The following is a 16,882-nucleotide window of genomic DNA, read 5'->3' as shown; positions in this document are numbered from 1 at the left end:
CTGGCGCGTCACCGAATCCGATGTCCACGCTCATGCTTTCAGCCGGACGCCGCGCCCACCTCCCTGGCTTACCGATCCCTCGCCGATGAGCTCGATCCCGGCGACGTCGAGCGCGCCGACGAGCTTCATCAACGAGTCGACATTGCCGCGGATGACGCCGTCGCTGCCCTCCATGCGCTGGATCGTCGGCAACGACAGGCCCGACAGCTCGGCGAGCTTCCGCTGATCCACACCGAGCAGGGCCCGAGCGGCTTTCAGTTGCGCAGAGGTCAGCATGGCTGAATCATCATTAAGCATGTTTTAAGCATCATTAATACCATTTACAGCTTGCATAATCCGAAATCAACTAGCAATTCCTATTGATGGGCCATGCCACAGAGGCATATTCTTGCCGGCGGCCCGGCGTGGCGTGCGACGAGCCGATGCGATTTGGTGACTGAGGACGACAGCGGGATGACCCAAGTGCCGGCGCGCGGACTCTACGGGGTCTATCGGCAGCGCATCGAGACGCTGGCGAACATGCCGCCAAGACCGAATGACATCTGGATGGCGGAACTCCAGGAGGTCCTGACCCAGTTCAAGGCGGACACGGCCAGCCTCACGCCTGGCCGCGCCCACCTCCTGTGCTGGGAACTCTGCGAGCAGTTCGAAGATGAGGCCTACCAGACCGGACGGCATCACCGCCGGGATGTGCTGATGGCGGCGATCAAGGGGCTCGAGCGGATCGCCCTGGAGCCGTGACCGAGCCGAAATGGCCGGTCGCCGAATTCGGAGCCCGGATCACGACCCTGGGAGCCGCGGCGTCAACCTTGTTGCTGCTTTTCGGCGAGCAGGATGACGAGGCTTTCGCGGACGCCGAGCCGAAGGGTCACAGCATCTCGCCATAGGGAATGAAATCGACCGCCATTCCCGGCTCCAGCTGAGTCATGGACTCCGGCAACTCGGCCAACCCGTCTGTTTCGGTCAGCGACGTCAGCATGCCGGCTCCCTCCTTCGGAAAGCGCCGCAGCCGCCCGCCATCGCCCGCTTCGACCGAAACCCGGACATATTCGCGCCGGCCGGCTTTCTTCCGGTAGGAGAACCCGCTCACCATGGCAAAGCGACGCGGCACGCGTGGGAGCATGCCGGTCATCGCCTCGATCAGCGGCCTCGCCACGGCGGCAAAGGTGACGAGCGCCGCCACGGGATTGCCGGGAAGTCCGATCAGCGGTGTCCCGCCGATCTGACCAAGAGCGACCGGCCTCCCCGGCTTGATCGCCAGGCGCCAGAAAAACAGGGAGCCATGCGACGCGATGACATTGCGGACATGGTCTTCCTCGCCGGTCGAAACGCCGCCGGACGTCACAATCAGGTCGTGCCGGGCTGCCGCGTCGACCAGGGCTTCGGCCAGCGCTCCGGGCCGATCGGGCAGAATGCCGCGATCGGAGACCACGACGCCCGCGCGGACCAGCATGCTCGCCAGCATGAAGCGATTCGCGTCATAGATCTGACCGGCCGCCAGAGACTGGCCGGGTTCCCTCAGCTCGTCGCCAGTCGAGAACAGGGCGACCGACAGACGCCGGCGGACGGGTACGACGGATTGACCCAGTGCCGCGAGCATACCCAACTCGGCGGGTCCGAGGCGACGGCCGGCGGCAAGTGCCACGCTTCCGGCGGCGATGTCCTCACCGGCCAAGCGCCGGTTGGCACCGAGCCTGATCCCGGGCCGGATGAGCACCATGTCCCCATCCTCCCGGCAATCCTCCTGCATGATCACGGTGTCTGCGCCCACGGGCAGAGCCGCGCCGGTGAAGATGCGGGCCGCCCGACCGGCCGCCAGCGGATCGGCCGGCGTCTGGCCCGCCGCGATGCGGCCGTCACGCACGAGTCTGGTCTCGGCATCCGGAGACAGATCGTCGAAGCGAACCGCATACCCGTCGACCGCGGAGTTGGTGAAGCCCGGGACATCGCGCGGCGCCGCCACGGCTTCAGCCAGCGTCCGGCCGTCGGCTTGCATCAGAGCGACTGTCTCGACATCGGCGACAACCTTGACGCGCTCGACGATCAGCCGCCGCGCCTCTTCGAGCGGCAACAGGGCTCCGCCAAACGCGAAGCAGTCATCGGAAAGCTGCGCCATGATCGGCTTCCTCCGCCGCTCTCCGGTCCATCGGCCTCGGTCACCGGCGACGTCGACCTGACTCTGTTCGAGCCGGAGGGCGGTCTCTCGACGTTCCCGCAACATGGCATTGAAGATTATGGACGGCAACCGGCGCAATTGGCCGCAGTTCGAATGGTGGAGAGCCTCGCTCCCGGCCGCATGACGCCCGGCCGGACTGCGACAAAAACCTCCGGACCGTTATGTGGCACTGGCCATAGCGGCGAAGTTCCGCCTATCGTAATTTTGTATACCAGAGGCGAGGCTGACCATGAGTCGGATGGAACACGCTCCGCCCCTGGGCATAGACTGAACCGAACGGGCGCCAGACCCGGCCTTGGCCAGGAGGGAACGGAGCGTATGGACACGATCGACCCGGCATCGTTCGGATCGCCTTCGGGTCGCCGCAAGGCGCGAAGCACCCCAAAGGGCCGGCAGGTGGATGCCGCAGCCGCGCGGGAAATGCGCGAGCTGCTGGGCGACCGGTCACGTCGCCGGGACCTGCTGATCGAGCATCTCCACCTGATCCAGGACCGCTGGGGCCATCTTTCGGAACGCCATCTGGCGGCGCTGGCCGACGAGATGCTCCTGTCGATGGCGGAGGTCTATGAGGTCGCGACCTTCTACGCCCATTTCGACGTGGTGCGGGATGGCGAGGTCCCACCGCCGGCGCTGACGGTGCGGGTCTGCGACAGCCTGACCTGCGCCCTGCACGGCAGCGAGGCGCTGCTGGCCGAACTGCGGAACACCCTCGGATCGGATGTCCGGGTTGTCCGCGCGCCCTGCGTTGGCCGCTGCGATGTGGCCCCGACCGCCGAGGTCGGACACAACTTCGTGGACGCCGCGACGGTCGAAACCGTGGCAGCCGCCGTCGCTGCGCAGGCGATCCATCCGGTCCTGCCGGCCTATCGCGGCTACGACGCCTATGTCGCCGATGGCGGTTATGCCCTCTTCAACCGGATTCGCGCCGGCACGGTCACCCGCGACGAACTGGTCGCGGCGATGGATGCCGCCGGCCTGCGCGGCCTCGGCGGCGCTGGCTTCCCGACCGGCCGGAAGTGGAAGACGGTCCTGTCCTTCCCCGGGCCGCGGCTGATGGCGGTCAACGGCGACGAGGGCGAGCCGGGCACGATCAAGGACCGCTGGTATCTGGAGCGCGACCCGCACCGCTTCCTCGAAGGCACGCTGATCGGCGCCTGGCTGGTCGAGGCGGCCGAGGTCTTCATCTACCTGCGCGACGAATACCCGGCGCTGCGCGAGGTGCTGCACGCCGAGATCGGCCGGATCGAGGCGGAGGGGCTGACGCGGGGCACGGTGCTGCATCTGCGCCGCGGCGCCGGCGCCTACATCTGCGGCGAGGAATCGGCGATGCTGGAAAGCATCGAGGGCAAGCGCGGCCTGCCGCGGCACAAGCCACCCTATCCCGCGGAGGTCGGGCTGTTCGGCCGGCCGACCCTGATCCACAACATCGAGACCCTGTACTGGATCCGCGACATCGTCGAGAAGGGCGCGGAGTGGTGGACCGGCCAGGGCCGCAACGGCCGCAAGGGCCTGCGCAGCTTCTCCGTCTCCGGCCGGGTGGTCGAGCCGGGGGTGAAGCTGGCCCCGGCCGGCATCACCGTCGCCGAGCTGATCGAGGAATATTGCGGCGGCATGGCGCCCGGCCACAGCTTCAAGGCGTACCTGCCGGGCGGCGCCTCGGGTGGCATCCTGCCGGCCTCGATGGCGGACATCCCCCTCGATTTCGGCACGCTGGAGCAATATGGCTGCTTCATCGGCTCGGCCGCGATCGTGGTGCTGTCGGACCAGGACGACATGCGGGCCGCCACGCTCAACCTGCTGAAGTTCTTCGAGGATGAAAGCTGCGGCCAGTGCACGCCCTGCCGCGTCGGCACGGAGAAGCTGGTGGCGCTGATGGAGCGGCCGCACTGGGACGAGGCCGTGATGGGCGACATCGCCCAGGTGATGCGCGACGCCTCGATCTGCGGCCTCGGCCAGGCCGCCTGCAACCCGCTGAGCAGCGTGCTGAAGCACTTCCGGGAAGAGGTCCTGCGATGACCGACACCATCGCCTTCACCCTCGACGGCGAGGCCGTCGAGGCCCTGCCCGGCGAGACCATCTGGCAGGTGGCCGACCGGCTCGGGGTCGAGATCCCGCATCTGTGCTGGCAGCCCAAGCCCGGCTACCGCGCCGACGGCAATTGCCGTGCCTGCATGGTCGAGATCGAGGGCGAGCGCGTGCTTGCGGCCTCCTGCATCCGCAAGCCTTCGGCCGGCATGAAGGTGCATGTCGGGTCGGAGCGGGCGCACAAGGCCCGCCAGGGCGTGCTGGAGCTGCTGATCGCCGACCAGCCGGCCAAGGCCGAGGCGCACGATCCGCAGTCGCAGTTCTGGCATTGGGCCGACGCCATGGGTGTCGAAGCCGGGCGCTTGCCACGGCGAGAGGCCGAGGCGGCCGATCCCAGCCATCCGGCGATGCGGGTCAACCTCGACGCCTGCATCCAGTGCAACCTGTGTGTCCGCGCCTGTCGCGAGGTCCAGGTCAACGACGTCATCGGCATGGCCTATCGCGGCCACGGCTCGAAGATCGTGTTCGATTTCGACGACCCGATGGGCGATTCGACCTGCGTCGCCTGCGGTGAATGCGTCCAGGCCTGCCCGACCGGCGCGCTGATGCCGGCGACGGTGCTGGACGAGAACGAGGTCCGCACCGGCTATGCCGACCGCACCGTGGACAGCCTGTGCCCCTATTGCGGCGTCGGCTGCCAGCTGACCTACAATATCAAGGACGACAAGATCCTGTTCGTCGAGGGCCGCGACGGCCCGGCCAACCACGAGCGGCTGTGCGTCAAGGGCCGCTTCGGCTTCGACTACGTCACCCATCCCCACCGCCTGACCGTGCCGCTGATCCGCCGCGACGACGCCCCGAAGCATGCCGAGATCGACTTCGATCCGGCCAACCCCTGGACCCATTTCCGCAAGGCGACCTGGGAAGAGGCGCTGGACCGCGCCGCCGGTGGCCTGCGCGACATCCGGGACGCCCATGGCGGCCCGGCCCTGGCCGGCTTCGGCTCGGCCAAGGGATCGAACGAGGAGGCCTACCTCTTCCAGAAGCTGGTCCGCACCGGGTTCCACACCAACAACGTCGACCACTGCACCAGGCTGTGCCACGCCTCCTCGGTCGCGGCGCTGATGGAGGGGCTGAACTCCGGCGCGGTGACGGCGCCGTTCTCGGCCGCGCTGGATGCCGAGGTCATCATCATCATCGGCGCCAATCCGACGGTGAACCATCCGGTGGCCGCCACCTTCATCAAGAATGCGGTCAAGCAGGGCGCCAAGCTCGCCATCATCGATCCGCGCGGCCAGACCCTGTCGCGCCATGCCACCTGGAAGCTGCAGTTCAAGCCGGGCTCGGACGTGGCGCTGCTCAATGCCATGCTGCACACCATCATCACCGAGGGTCTGTACGACTGGCAGTACGTCCAGGGCTACACCGAGGGCTTCGACGCCCTGCGCGAACGCATCAAGGACTTCCCGCCGGAGAAGATGGAGGCGGTCTGCGGCGTGCCGGCCGAGACCATCCGCGCCGTCGCCCGCGCCTACGCCACCTCGCGCGCGTCCCTGATCTTCTGGGGCATGGGCATCAGCCAGCACGTCCATGGCACCGACAACGCCCGCTGCCTGATCGCGCTGGCCCTGATCACCGGCCAGATCGGCCGGCCCGGCACCGGGCTGCACCCGCTGCGCGGCCAGAACAACGTCCAGGGCGCGTCCGACGCCGGGCTGATCCCGATGGTCTTCCCCGACTACCAGTCGGTCGAAGACCTGGAGATCCGCCGCTTCTTCGAGGAATTCTGGGACACCGAGCTCGAGGCCAAGCGCGGCCTGACCGTGGTCGAGATCATGAACGCGATCCATGCCGGCCAGATCCGCGGCATGTATATCGAAGGCGAGAATCCGGCGATGTCGGACCCGGACCTGAACCATGCCCGCGAGGCCCTGGCCAAGCTGGAGCACCTGGTGGTGCAGGACCTGTTCCTGACCGAGACCGCCTTCTTCGCCGATGTCGTGCTGCCGGCCTCGGCCTTCCCCGAGAAGACCGGCACCTTCACCAACACCGACCGCCGGGTGCAGATGGGCCGCGCGGCCCTGCCGCTGCCCGGCGAGGCGCGGCAGGATTGGTGGATCATCCAGGAGATCGCCAAACGCCTGGGCCTGAACTGGACCTACGCCGGGCCGCACGAGATCTTCCCGGAGATGGCGGCGACCATGCCCTCGCTGAAGAACATCAGCTGGGAGCGGGTCGAGCGCGAAGGCGCCGTGACCTACCCTGTCGACGCACCGGACCAGCCGGGCAACGAGATCATCTTCGCCACCGGCTTCCCGACCGCCAGCGGCCGCGGCAAGATCGTGCCGGCCAACGTCACGCCGCCCGACGAGGTGCCGGACGACGACTACCCGATGGTGCTGTCGACCGGCCGGGTGCTGGAGCATTGGCACACCGGTGCGATGACCCGGCGCGCCGCCGTGCTCGACGCGATCGAGCCGGAGGCGATCGCCTTCCTCAACCCGAACGAAATCGGCCGCCGCAATCTGACGCCGGGCGAGACCATCAGGGTCGAGACCCGGCGCGGCGCGGTCGAGATCCGGATCCGGGCCGACCGCGACGTGCCGCCGGGGATGATCTTCATCCCGTTCTGCTATGTCGAGGCGGCGGCGAACCTGCTGACCAACCCGGCGCTCGACCCCTTCGGCAAGATTCCGGAGTTCAAGTTCTGCGCCGCCCGGATCGGCCGGGTCGAAGCCAGGGTGGCGGCGGAATAGATGCCGACAGGTCCGGCTCGGCCAGATGGCCGGGCCGGGCTGCCTCCGGCGTTGGCTGTCCTGCCTATGGATGCCGCTTCCAAAATACCCTCAAGGCGGCGGCAACCAGGATGCCCCCCAAGAGCAGCTTCAGGATCTCAGCCGGCGCCGATCCTGCAAGCGCACCGCCGGCGGCCGCTCCGACCAGGCTCTCCGCCCCCATGGGCAGGCCAATGCGGAACAGCGTACGCCGGCGCGGCAGCAGCCCGAGGCGGCCGTAGCGCCAGAGCCCGGCACAGATGGTCGGGATCGAGATGAACAGCGTCGCCGAACCGGCGGTGTGGATATCCGCTCCGAAGACGAACACCAGCGTCGGGATCAGCAGCTCGCCGCCGGCGACCCCGAGGAAGGTACTGATGGTGCCGATGCACAGGCCGAGAGCAAGCCCCGCCGGAATCTGCCAATAGGGCTCCCTCGGCACCAGTGCGGGGATGCCTTCCGGCAGCAGATGTTCGCCGACGAGCAGGAGGCCGATCGCCATCAACAGGATCGCGATCGACCGTTCGAGACGATGGTCGGAGACCATCGAGATCAGGCGTGCGCTCATATAGGCTGCCGTCATCCCGGCGACCCCGAGGGCGGCGACGGCGGGGGCGAAATCACCGACCCCGACGAGCAATCCGTGATGCCAGCGCATTGCGAAGGCCGTGGTCAGCGTGACCAGGCTGAGGATCTGATTCATCGGCACGGCAGCTCTCGCGGCGAAGCCGAGCAGGCCGACGAGGATCGGAAGGCGGAACTCGCCCCCACCCAGCCCGATCAGCCCGCCGGCCCCCCCGATCACCAGGGCGCAGGCGAGAGCGAGTGCGGTGGTACGCCAGCCGGAAAAGCCGGGTTCCAACGGCTTTGCCGGTGGCTGGACGCTCCTATCCACCTCGGCGCGCGCCACCATCGTCGGAAGCCGAATCGCTATGTCAAATTGACCATAACGCTATCTGATCCTCCATGCCCGCGCCAGCGGGGATGGAGGATCGGGCGGCGGTCAGACTTTGGGGCCGGCCTCTGGTCGCGCGCGCTGTTCGATCGCAGCGAGGTCGTCGACGGCGAGGTTCGCGGCGGCATCCTGCAGCCGGCGATAGCGCGACAAGAGATCCTGGCCGAGCGGTGTGAGATTGGCGCCACCGCCGCCGGCGCCACCGGTGGTGCGTTCGACGATCGGCGCATCGAAGGCGCGGTTCAGGCTGTCGACCAGCAGCCAGGCGCGCTTATAGTCCATCCGCATGGACCGGGCGGACGCAGATATCGAGCCGGTCTCATGGATGCTCTCCAGCAGAGCTGCCTTGCCCGAACCGATGCGGGCGCCGGAATCGAGGACCAGAGTGAGCTTGAGCGTCGCCATGTACAACAATGCCATCGACGTGAAGACGCACTCTAGCGCGTTGGTCGCCGGGTTTGCTCGGCAGGTGGCGGCACAACCTGCCGGCTGACCGCCTCCCGTTCCACTTCCGGCCTTCCCAAGCCTTCGGCCATCCGTTTGAAAGGTGCCCGATGCCGGGGTTATCAATGGCCAAGCCATTTGCGCCCGGTGTATGTTGATGGGCATGCGAGCGGTCGGGTCCATCAGCCGTGAGCGCCGCTGGGATTTGGGTGGAAGGTCGTTCATGAACGAGCTCCGTGAGAGACGAATTCAGCGCCGTGATCTGCTGCGCGCCATGACGGTTGGTGTTGCCGCGGTCGCTCTTCCGCTTGCGCCCGCCGACGCCGATACCGGGACCACGGCCGCGAAAAATAAGCGCAGGGCCCGCTACCAGGCGAATTCCGTAGAGGTGCAGAACTTCTACCGGGTCAATCGTTATCCGTCCCACTGAGGGAGACGTTCGTGCTGATCAGGAAGTCGGAACGTCGGGCCGGCCATGGAACGCTCGCCGCCGCGCTTGCTGGCCCCGAGAGCGGCGGCCTCGATCGCCGGACCTTCCTGCGGCGCTCCGGCCTCGCAGCCGGGGGCTTGGCGGCGCTCGGCAGCCTGCCGCTCGGCAACATCCGCAAGGCTGACGCCGGCCCGCCGCCCCCCCCTGGCGCGACGGTCACGACGCACAAGAATGTCTGCACCCATTGTTCGGTGGGCTGCTCGGTCATCGCCAAGGTGGCGAACGGGGTGTGGATCGGCCAGGAGCCGGCCTACGAGAGCCCGATCAATCGCGGCTCGCATTGCTGCAAGGGGGCCGCGGTTCGCGACGACGTGCTGAACGAACGCCGCCTGCGCTATCCGGTGAAGCTTGTGGACGGCCAGTGGACCCGCGTGTCCTGGGACCAGGCCATCGACGAAATCGGCGACAGGCTTCTGGAGATCCGCCAGAAGTCCGGGCCCGACTCGGTCTACTGGCTCGGCTCGGCCAAGTTCACCAACGAAGCCGCCTATCTCAACCGCAAGCTGGCCGCCTTCTGGGGAACCAACAACTCCGACCACCAGGCGCGCATCTGCCATTCCACCACGGTCACGGGCGTGGCCAACACGTGGGGCTATGGCGCGATGACCAACAGCTACAACGACATCCGCAACGCCAAGACCATTCTGATCATGGGCGGCAACCCTGCCGAGGCGCATCCGGTTTCGCTGCAGCATATTCTGGAGGGCAAGGAACTCAACCGCGCCAACATGATCGTCATCGATCCCCGGATGACGCGGACCGCTGCGCATGCCACCGAGTATGTCCGCGTGCGGCCCGGCGCGCACATTCCAACCATCTACGGCATGCTTTGGCACATTTTTCAGAACGGTTGGGAGGACACGGAATTCCTCCGCCAGCGTGTCTATGGCCTGGATGACATCCGGAAGGAGGTTGCGAAGTGGACGCCCGACGAGGTCGAGCGCGTCACCGGCCTGCCGGAGGCCCAGGTCAAGCACATCGCCGAAGTCTTCTCGAAGGAAAAGCCGGCGACGCTCATCTGGGCCATGGGACAGACCCAGTTCACGACCGGAACGGCGAACGTCCGTGCGAGTTGCATCCTGCTGCTCGCCACCGGCAATGTCGGGCACGCCGGCGGCGGCGCCAATATCTTCCGCGGCCACACCAATGTCCAAGGGGCGACTGATCTCGGCCTCGATGTGACGACGTTGCCGCTCTACTACGGTTTGTCCGAGGACGCGTGGCGGCATTGGTGCCGGGTGTGGCAGGTGGACTACAGCTGGATGAGCTCCCGCTTCGCCAGCAAGCCGTTGATGGAAGGGCCCGGAATCCCGAGCACGCGATGGTTCGACGCCACCCTGTTGCCGAAGGACCAGGTCGGCCAGCCTGACACGCTGCAGGCGATGTTCGTGATGGGACACGGCGTCAACACCATCACCAGAATGCCGGAAGCGGTTCGCGGGATCGAAAAGCTCGATCTTCTGGTCGTCTGCGATCCCTATCCGACAGCCTGGTCGGTGCTCTCCGAACGCAAGAACGGCACCTATCTGCTGCCGGCCTGCACGAGCTTCGAGATGGACGGATCGCGCACGGCGTCCAACCGTTCGCTCCAATGGGGCGAGCAGATCGTGCCGCCGGTCTTCGAATCGAAGAACGACTACGACGTCATGTACATGCTCGCCCGCAAGTTCGGCTTTGCCGACCAGATGTTCAAGAACATCAAGGTCGAGAACGGAGCGGTGTCGGCCGAGGATATCCTGCGCGAGATCAACCGCGGCGGATGGTCGACGGGCTATTGCGGGCAGTCGCCCGAGCGGCTCAAGGCCCATATGAAGAATCAGGCCAAGTTCGATCTGGTCACTCTTCGGGCACCCAAGGACGACCCGGAGGTCGGCGGCGACTACTATGGCCTGCCGTGGCCATGCTGGGGCACGCCGGAGTTCAAGCATCCCGGCACACCCATCCTCTACAACACCAACCTGCCAGTGAAGGAAGGCGGCGGCACGTTCCGCGCACGCTTCGGCGTCGAGCGCGTGGTCAAGCGCAAGGTGACCGAGAACGGGCAGGAGGTGGAGAAGGAGGAGCATGACAACCTCCTCTCGGACGGGTCCTACTCGGTCGACTCCGAGATCAAGGACGGATATCCGGAGTTCACTCTCGGCGTGCTCAAGAAGCTGGGCTGGGACAAGGATCTCACCCCGTCGGAAATGGCGATCATCCAGCAGGTGAACACCGCCAATCCCGATGCCGTATCGTGGTCCCTCGACCTCTCGGGCGGCATCCAGCGCGTGGCGGTCGGGCATGGCTGCTCGCCCTACGGCAACGGCAAGGCCCGGATGATCGCCTGGAACCTGCCCGATCCCATTCCGGTCCACCGCGAGGTGATCTATACGTCGCGGCCCGATCTCGTGGCGAAGTATCCGACCCTGCCGGACGCCAAGCAGTTCCGCGTCCCCAACATCGGCTTCACCGTTCAGAAGGCGGCCGTCGACACCGGCGTCTTCAAGCAGTTCCCGCTGATCCTGAGTTCGGGCCGGCTGGTGGAGTACGAGGGCGGAGGCGAGGAGACGCGCTCCAACAAGTGGCTGGCCGAGCTGAAGCAGGACATGTATGTCGAGATCAATCCGGCGGATGCGGACGAACGTGGCGTCAAGGACGGCAACTGGGTCTGGGTCACCGGGGCCGAGAGCAGCTCGAAAACGCGGATGAAGGCCCTGGTGACGGAGCGGGTCGGCAAAGGCGTCGCGTGGATGCCGTTCCATTTCGCCGGCTGGTTCGAGGGCGCCGACCTGCGCAGCAAATATCCGAAGGGTGCCGATCCGTTCGTGCTGGGCGAGAGCGTCAACACGCTCACGACCTACGGCTTCGATCCGGCGACGGGCATGCAGGAACCCAAGGCCACGCTTTGTCAGATCAGAGCGGCGTGAGGAGACGGACGCCACCATGGCACGAATGAAATTTCTCTGCGACGCCGACCGCTGCATCGACTGCAACGCCTGCGTCACCGCCTGCAAGAACGAGAACGAGGTGCCGTGGGGCATCAATCGACGGCGCGTCGTCACCATCAATGACGGCAAGCCGGGCGAACGGTCGGTGTCCATGGCGTGCATGCACTGCACCGACGCGCCCTGCGCGGCCGTCTGCCCGGTCGAGTGCATCTTCCCGACCGACGACGGCATCGTGCTTCACTCGAAGGATCTGTGCATCGGCTGCGGCTACTGCTTCTACGCCTGCCCCTTCGGGGCGCCGCAATATCCGCGGATCGGCAATTTCGGTTCGCGCGGCAAGATGGACAAGTGCACCTACTGCGCCGGCGGCGGCGGGACAGAGGCCTCCGGCAGCGCCGAGGAATACGAGAAATACGGCTCCGACCGGTTCGGTGAGGGCAAGCTGCCGATGTGCGCCGAGATGTGTTCCACCAAATCGCTGCTCGCCGGCGATGGCGAGATCATTGCCCAGATCTACAAGGAGCGGGTCCTGGCGCGGGGCTACGGCTCCGGTGCCTGGGGCTGGATGACGGCCTATCACGAGAGCATCGCGGTCTGAGCTGTTCCGGCCGGGATCGGCTCTGGCCAGCCAGAGGTGGGAGAAGGACCATGACGAAGCTTCCGACCCGCGCCGGCCTCGTCTTTGGCGCGCTGGCGATCTCCGTCTTGCTTGCCGCGGCAAGTCCGGCGCTCGCCCAACAGAGCGGGCCCGACGGCGCCCCCAACCCGACCGCCAGCGTCGTGAACGAACAGACGCTGCTCGAGCAGGCCCCGCGCATTCAGGGTCGCATCGACATTCCCGACGAGAAGGCCAGCGTGCTCATCCAGCCCGCAGGGCGGGAGTGGGATTATTTCCACGAAGTGCTCCTGCACTGGTTCGGTGCGCTCGTGATCGTGGGGACGATCGCGATCCTCGGGGCCGCCTACCTGATCATGGGCCGCATCCGGATTTCGGCAGGACGGTCCGGACGGAAGGTTCACCGCTTCGGTGCCTTCGAACGATTCTCGCATTGGCTGACGGCGGTGTCCTTTGTCCTTCTCGGCCTGACAGGATTGAACATCACATTCGGCAAGATCGTGCTTCTGCCGGTGATCGGTCCGGAGGCGTTCAGCGGCCTCTCGCAGGCCGCGAAGTACGTGCACAATTTCGTCAGCTTCGCGTTCGTGGTCGGCCTCGTCCTCATCGTGGCGCTTTGGATCAAGGACAACATCCCGCGCAAGGTGGATGTCGACTGGATGAAGCAGGGGGGAGGCTTCATCAAGTCGAAGCACGCACCGGCCGGGCGCTTCAATGCCGGCGAGAAGCTGGTGTTCTGGTTCGCGCTCGGCGGCGGGGTGGCGGTCATCGTGTCGGGCTATCTGCTGATGTTTCCCTTCTATGCGACGAACATCGCCGGGATGCAGATCGCGCAGGTGGTGCACGCCGTGGTGGCGGTTCTGTTCGTCGCCGTGATCCTCGGCCACATCTACATCGGCACGCTCGGAATGGAAGGCGCGTTCGAGGCCATGGGGACGGGCGAGGTCGACCTCAACTGGGCGAAGGAGCACCACGACCTCTGGCTGGCGGAGCAACTCGCCAAGGAGCGCTCGGCCGGCCCGGCACAGCCATCGGCCACGCCGGCGGAATGAGCCTGGTTCCTGCGGCCGGGTTGTGGTGCCTCGAACGGTCACGAACAGCCACCATGCCGGTCTGTCACTGGATCAGCAGGCGACCGCTGCCATGCGAAAGGCAAAGGTGCCGGTTGTCCCGCCCATGGTCGGCGACGTCGAGGTCGTTTTGTCTGCTTCCGTGTTCCTAGGTTCAGCGGGTCGATTGACGCCGGCATCTCATGTCGGATGACGAGACCGAGGATGGGCCGGGGCGGCCGGGCGATGTGCGATTGGCGGGCTTCGCCGACCGCGTTTCCTTCGCGCGGGCCGCGGCGTGGATCGACAGGCATGCGCGGATCCTTCCGGCCGAGGAGATCGACGCGGCTCTTGCAGCCGGGCGCATCCTCACCACGCCGGTCGAAGCGCCGCGGGACAGCCCCCAGCACGACCGGGCCGCGGAAAACGGCTATGCCCTCAGGGCCGGCGAGACCATCGGCGCCAGCGATTACAATCCATTGCCCTTTGCGCTGCGGAATGCGGAGGACCCGCTACCGGCCGGAGCCGCGGCGCTGGTCGCGTCCGGCGCGCCGCTGCCGGCCGGCGCCGATGCCGTCATCCCGTTCGAGATCGCGCAGCCGAGCGGCGCGATGCTGGAGGTGTTCGGCGCGGTTGCGGCCGGAACAGGCGTTGAAAGCAAGGCGCGGGACGCCGCAGCCGGAACGCTGGCGATGGAACCAGGGCGCAGGCTGCGGGTGCAGGACGCGGCCGTCATCCTGTCGTTCGGCCTTGGGCAGGTTCGTGTCGTGCGACGGCCGCGGATCAAGCTGATCATCGCCGGTCCGAAACCCTCGCCTGCCGGTCCGGCTCGCGATGCCGATGGCGTGATGCTCAGCGCTTTGGTCCGCCGCGACGGCGGCATCGTCTCGGACATCGCAGCCGACGCAGCGGGACGGGCCGCCATGGTCGAGGCGCTGACCGGCACCCCGGCGGACGCCATTCTCGTCGCCGGGCGGACCGGAACGGGCCCGGACGACGAAGCACCGCTCGCGCTCGCCGAGGCCGGCCGTCTGTCGATCCACGGCCTCGCCCTGCGACCGGGTGGCTCGACCGGGATGGGGCTTGTCGGCGGCGTGCCGGTCATGCTGTTGCCGGGCGATCCGCTGGCGTGCCTCTGTGCCTACGAGATGCTCGGGGGCCGGCTGATCCGGCGGCTCGGCGGTCTCGATCCGGATCCGCCGCATCCGTTGCGCCAGGCCGAGCTCGGTCGCAAGATCGTCTCGGCGGTGGGTGTGGTCGACATCTGCCAGGTGCGCTTCGTCGGTGGCCTGGTGGAACCTGTCGGCTCGGCCGAACGCGGCGGCCTTGCCTCCGCGGTCCGCGCCGATGGGTTCGTGGTGATTCCGGCGGCGCTCGAAGGATATGCATCGGGCACGCGCGTCGACGTGCATGTCTATCAGGCGACCGGTGCGGACTTTGCCTGTGCTTGAGGAGTGCGACGATTGGCCGACGCCCTGAAGGAGGCCTTGCGCAAGGCCGCGCGGCAGGAGCAATTCCTCGAGGTTGTCGACCGCGACGAGGCCGAGGCGCGGTTCCGCCGGCACATCGCGATGGCGCCGCTGGGCGAGGAGGCCGTACCGCTGGCGCAGGCACTCGGCCGGGTCCTCGCGCGCGATGTCGTTGCCGACATCGATGTCCCCAGCTTCGACAGGGCGAGCGTGGACGGGTTTGCGGTGCGCGCCGCCGATGTCGCGGGCGCCTCCGACGAGGTGCCGCGCCGCCTCCGTCTCAACACCGAGATCCTCACCCCCGGCGTCGAGCCGGAATGCGACGTGGCCGGAGAAACCGCAACCGTCATCGCAACCGGCGGGATGGTCCCGCGCGGTGCCGATGCCATCGTGATGGTCGAGCATAGCGACACGCATGATGGTGATGACGGTCTTGCGGTGGAGATCCAGCGTGCCGTCGCACCCGGACAGTTCATCCAGGCCGCGGGCTTCGACATCGCGAGCGGCGAGACCGTGCTGCGTGCCGGCCAGGTGCTCAGCTCACGCGAGATCGGTGCCCTGGCGGCCGTCGGCCTTGCCGAGGTCTTCGTGTGGCGCAAGCCGAGGGTGGCGATCTTTTCCACAGGCGATGAGCTTGTCGCGCCCGGCGATCCCCCGCGCCCTGGTGGCGTCTACGATTCCAACGCAGCGATCCTTGCCGCCGCCGTCGAGGAGCTTGGCGGCGAGCCCGTTCGGCTGGGCATCGCCCGCGACAACGAAGCGGAGCTGACGGCGCTTCTGGAGACGGCCCTCGCCCATGACATCGTGCTGTTGTCCGGCGGCACGTCGAAAGGCGCGGGCGATCTGGCCTATCAGGTGGTGAGCCGGCTCGGGGATCCGGGCATCGTCGTCCACGGGGTGGCGCTCAAGCCGGGCAAGCCGATCTGCCTCGCCGTCTCGCATGGCAAGCCGGTCGTCGTCCTGCCCGGCTTTCCGACTTCGGCGATCTTCACCTTCCACGAATTCGTGGCGCCGGTCATCCGCGCCTTTGCCGGCCGCGCGCCCGAACGGCGCGAGACCGTGACGGCCGAGCTTTCCATGCGCGTGGCCTCGGAGCGCGGTCGCACCGAGTATGTCATGACCTCGCTGGTTCCGCGCGAGGCTGGCGGCCTCTCCGCCTATCCGACGGCCAAAGGCTCCGGCGCGGTGACCGCCTTCGGCCATGCCGACGGCTTTTTCAGGATCGCACCGCAGACGGAAACGGTGCCGGCCGGCACGACGGTCGATGTCACCCTGATCGGCGCGGGGCACAGGCTGGCGGACCTCGTGGTGATCGGAAGCCATTGTGTCGGGCTCGACATGCTGATCGGCCGGATGACGGCCGAGGGTTACGCAGTGAAGGCCCTGGCGGTCGGCAGCACGGGCGGCCTCGCGGCGGCGAAGCGCGGCGAGTGCGATGTCGCCGGCATCCATCTCATGGATCCGGCGACGGGCGAATACAATCGTCCCTTCCTGACCGAATCGCTGGATCTCGTCCCCGGCTATGGTCGCTTGCAGGGCCTCGTGTTCCGGCCGGGTGATGCCCGCTTCGAAGGTCGTCCGGTCGAGGTCTGCATGGCAGCGGCGCTCGCCCATCCGTCCTGCCTGATGATCAACCGCAACTCCGGCAGCGGTACCCGGATCGTCATCGACCGCCTGCTGGACGGCACCCGTCCCGCCGGCTATTCGCACCAGGCGAAGTCGCACAACGCGGTCGCCGCGGCGGTCGCGCAGGGGCGCGCCGATTGGGGCATGGCGATCGAGACGGTGGCGCACCGATATGGTCTCGGCTTCCTGCCGCTGCAGCCGGAACGCTATGACTTCGTCGTCCCCAAGGCCCGGGCAACACGCCCGCCGGTGCTCCGCTTCCTCGAGCTCCTGCGGGAAGATCCGGTGCGCGCGCAGCTCTCGGATCTCGGCTTCACCCTATAGGACAACG

13 protein-coding genes are annotated in these 16,882 nt (G+C 67.2%); 9 read left to right on the top strand and 4 right to left on the bottom strand.

The window, feature by feature from the left end; all coding sequences use genetic code 11:
* Positions 1–30 precede the first annotated feature (30 nt).
* The gene (locus tag AB4112_RS00775) at positions 31–276 is read right to left on the bottom strand and encodes a helix-turn-helix domain-containing protein (protein ID WP_309797473.1); all 246 of its coding nucleotides are present in this window, start codon (positions 274–276) and stop codon (positions 31–33) included.
* A 177-nt stretch (positions 277–453) separates the two neighbouring features.
* Between AB4112_RS00775 and AB4112_RS00770 the strand changes: the two genes are divergently transcribed.
* Positions 454–741 (top strand): hypothetical protein, encoded by a 288-nt coding sequence (locus AB4112_RS00770; protein ID WP_441716592.1) that lies wholly within the window; start codon positions 454–456, stop codon positions 739–741.
* Positions 742–868: 127 nt separating this feature from the next.
* Here AB4112_RS00770 and AB4112_RS00765 read toward each other — a convergent pair whose 3' ends face one another.
* On the bottom strand, positions 869–2,116 hold the full coding sequence (locus tag AB4112_RS00765; RefSeq protein ID WP_309797476.1) for a molybdopterin molybdotransferase MoeA: 1,248 nt from the start codon (positions 2,114–2,116) through the stop codon (positions 869–871).
* A gap of 456 nt (positions 2,117–2,572) precedes the next feature.
* Here AB4112_RS00765 and AB4112_RS00760 point away from each other — a divergent pair, with 456 nt between their 5' ends.
* Both AB4112_RS00760 and fdhF read left to right on the top strand, forming a co-directional pair.
* Entirely contained in the window at positions 2,573–4,192 is a 1,620-nt protein-coding gene (locus AB4112_RS00760) for an NAD(P)H-dependent oxidoreductase subunit E (RefSeq protein ID WP_441716590.1), read from the top strand.
* Entirely contained in the window at positions 4,189–6,957 is a 2,769-nt protein-coding gene (gene fdhF, locus AB4112_RS00755) for a formate dehydrogenase subunit alpha (protein WP_441716588.1), read from the top strand. Before AB4112_RS00760 ends, fdhF begins: the two co-directional genes overlap by 4 nt.
* A 64-nt stretch (positions 6,958–7,021) precedes the next feature.
* On the opposite strand, the gene AB4112_RS00750 is transcribed toward fdhF, so the two are convergent.
* Positions 7,022–7,888, bottom strand: a complete 867-nt coding sequence (locus AB4112_RS00750) for a sulfite exporter TauE/SafE family protein (protein ID WP_441716586.1) — start codon at positions 7,886–7,888, stop codon at positions 7,022–7,024.
* Between the two features lie 90 nt (positions 7,889–7,978).
* Positions 7,979–8,335 (bottom strand): winged helix-turn-helix domain-containing protein, encoded by a 357-nt coding sequence (locus tag AB4112_RS00745; RefSeq protein ID WP_309797486.1) that lies wholly within the window; start codon positions 8,333–8,335, stop codon positions 7,979–7,981.
* 262 nt (positions 8,336–8,597) lie between these two features.
* On the opposite strand from AB4112_RS00745, the gene AB4112_RS00740 reads away from it, so the two are divergent.
* From AB4112_RS00740 to AB4112_RS00715, 6 genes are all read left to right on the top strand, one after another.
* Positions 8,598–8,804, top strand: a complete 207-nt coding sequence (locus tag AB4112_RS00740) for a hypothetical protein (protein ID WP_309797488.1) — start codon at positions 8,598–8,600, stop codon at positions 8,802–8,804.
* A gap of 11 nt (positions 8,805–8,815) precedes the next feature.
* Complete coding sequence (locus AB4112_RS00735; RefSeq protein WP_309797489.1) at positions 8,816–11,770, top strand: formate dehydrogenase subunit alpha; 2,955 nt, start codon at positions 8,816–8,818, stop codon at positions 11,768–11,770.
* 16 nt (positions 11,771–11,786) lie between these two features.
* Complete coding sequence (gene fdh3B, locus AB4112_RS00730) at positions 11,787–12,389, top strand: formate dehydrogenase FDH3 subunit beta (RefSeq protein ID WP_309797492.1); 603 nt, start codon at positions 11,787–11,789, stop codon at positions 12,387–12,389.
* 50 nt (positions 12,390–12,439) lie between these two features.
* Positions 12,440–13,459 (top strand): formate dehydrogenase subunit gamma, encoded by a 1,020-nt coding sequence (locus AB4112_RS00725; RefSeq protein ID WP_309797494.1) that lies wholly within the window; start codon positions 12,440–12,442, stop codon positions 13,457–13,459.
* Positions 13,460–13,659: 200 nt separating this feature from the next.
* On the top strand, positions 13,660–14,907 hold the full coding sequence (locus AB4112_RS00720; protein ID WP_441716583.1) for a molybdopterin molybdotransferase MoeA: 1,248 nt from the start codon (positions 13,660–13,662) through the stop codon (positions 14,905–14,907).
* A gap of 3 nt (positions 14,908–14,910) precedes the next feature.
* Positions 14,911–16,875, top strand: a complete 1,965-nt coding sequence (locus AB4112_RS00715) for a molybdopterin biosynthesis protein (protein ID WP_441716581.1) — start codon at positions 14,911–14,913, stop codon at positions 16,873–16,875.
* Positions 16,876–16,882: the final 7 nt, after the last annotated feature.

Source organism: Inquilinus sp. 2KB_23, from assembly GCF_052115705.1.
GTDB classification, from domain to species: domain Bacteria; phylum Pseudomonadota; class Alphaproteobacteria; order DSM-16000; family Inquilinaceae; genus Inquilinus; species Inquilinus ginsengisoli_A.
This window is presented reverse-complemented; position numbering and strand designations above follow the sequence as displayed.

Coding starts and splice junctions, on each gene's coding strand:
- AB4112_RS00775 (WP_309797473.1), bottom strand. CDS start 276: ATGCTGACCTCTGCGCAACTGAAAGCCGCTCGGGCCCTGCTCGGTGTG.
- AB4112_RS00770 (WP_441716592.1), top strand. CDS start 454: ATGACCCAAGTGCCGGCGCGCGGACTCTACGGGGTCTATCGGCAGCGC.
- AB4112_RS00765 (WP_309797476.1), bottom strand. CDS start 2,116: ATGGCGCAGCTTTCCGATGACTGCTTCGCGTTTGGCGGAGCCCTGTTG.
- fdhF (WP_441716588.1), top strand. CDS start 4,189: ATGACCGACACCATCGCCTTCACCCTCGACGGCGAGGCCGTCGAGGCC.
- AB4112_RS00750 (WP_441716586.1), bottom strand. CDS start 7,888: ATGGTGGCGCGCGCCGAGGTGGATAGGAGCGTCCAGCCACCGGCAAAG.
- AB4112_RS00745 (WP_309797486.1), bottom strand. CDS start 8,335: ATGGCGACGCTCAAGCTCACTCTGGTCCTCGATTCCGGCGCCCGCATC.
- AB4112_RS00740 (WP_309797488.1), top strand. CDS start 8,598: ATGAACGAGCTCCGTGAGAGACGAATTCAGCGCCGTGATCTGCTGCGC.
- fdh3B (WP_309797492.1), top strand. CDS start 11,787: ATGGCACGAATGAAATTTCTCTGCGACGCCGACCGCTGCATCGACTGC.
- AB4112_RS00725 (WP_309797494.1), top strand. CDS start 12,440: ATGACGAAGCTTCCGACCCGCGCCGGCCTCGTCTTTGGCGCGCTGGCG.
- AB4112_RS00720 (WP_441716583.1), top strand. CDS start 13,660: ATGTCGGATGACGAGACCGAGGATGGGCCGGGGCGGCCGGGCGATGTG.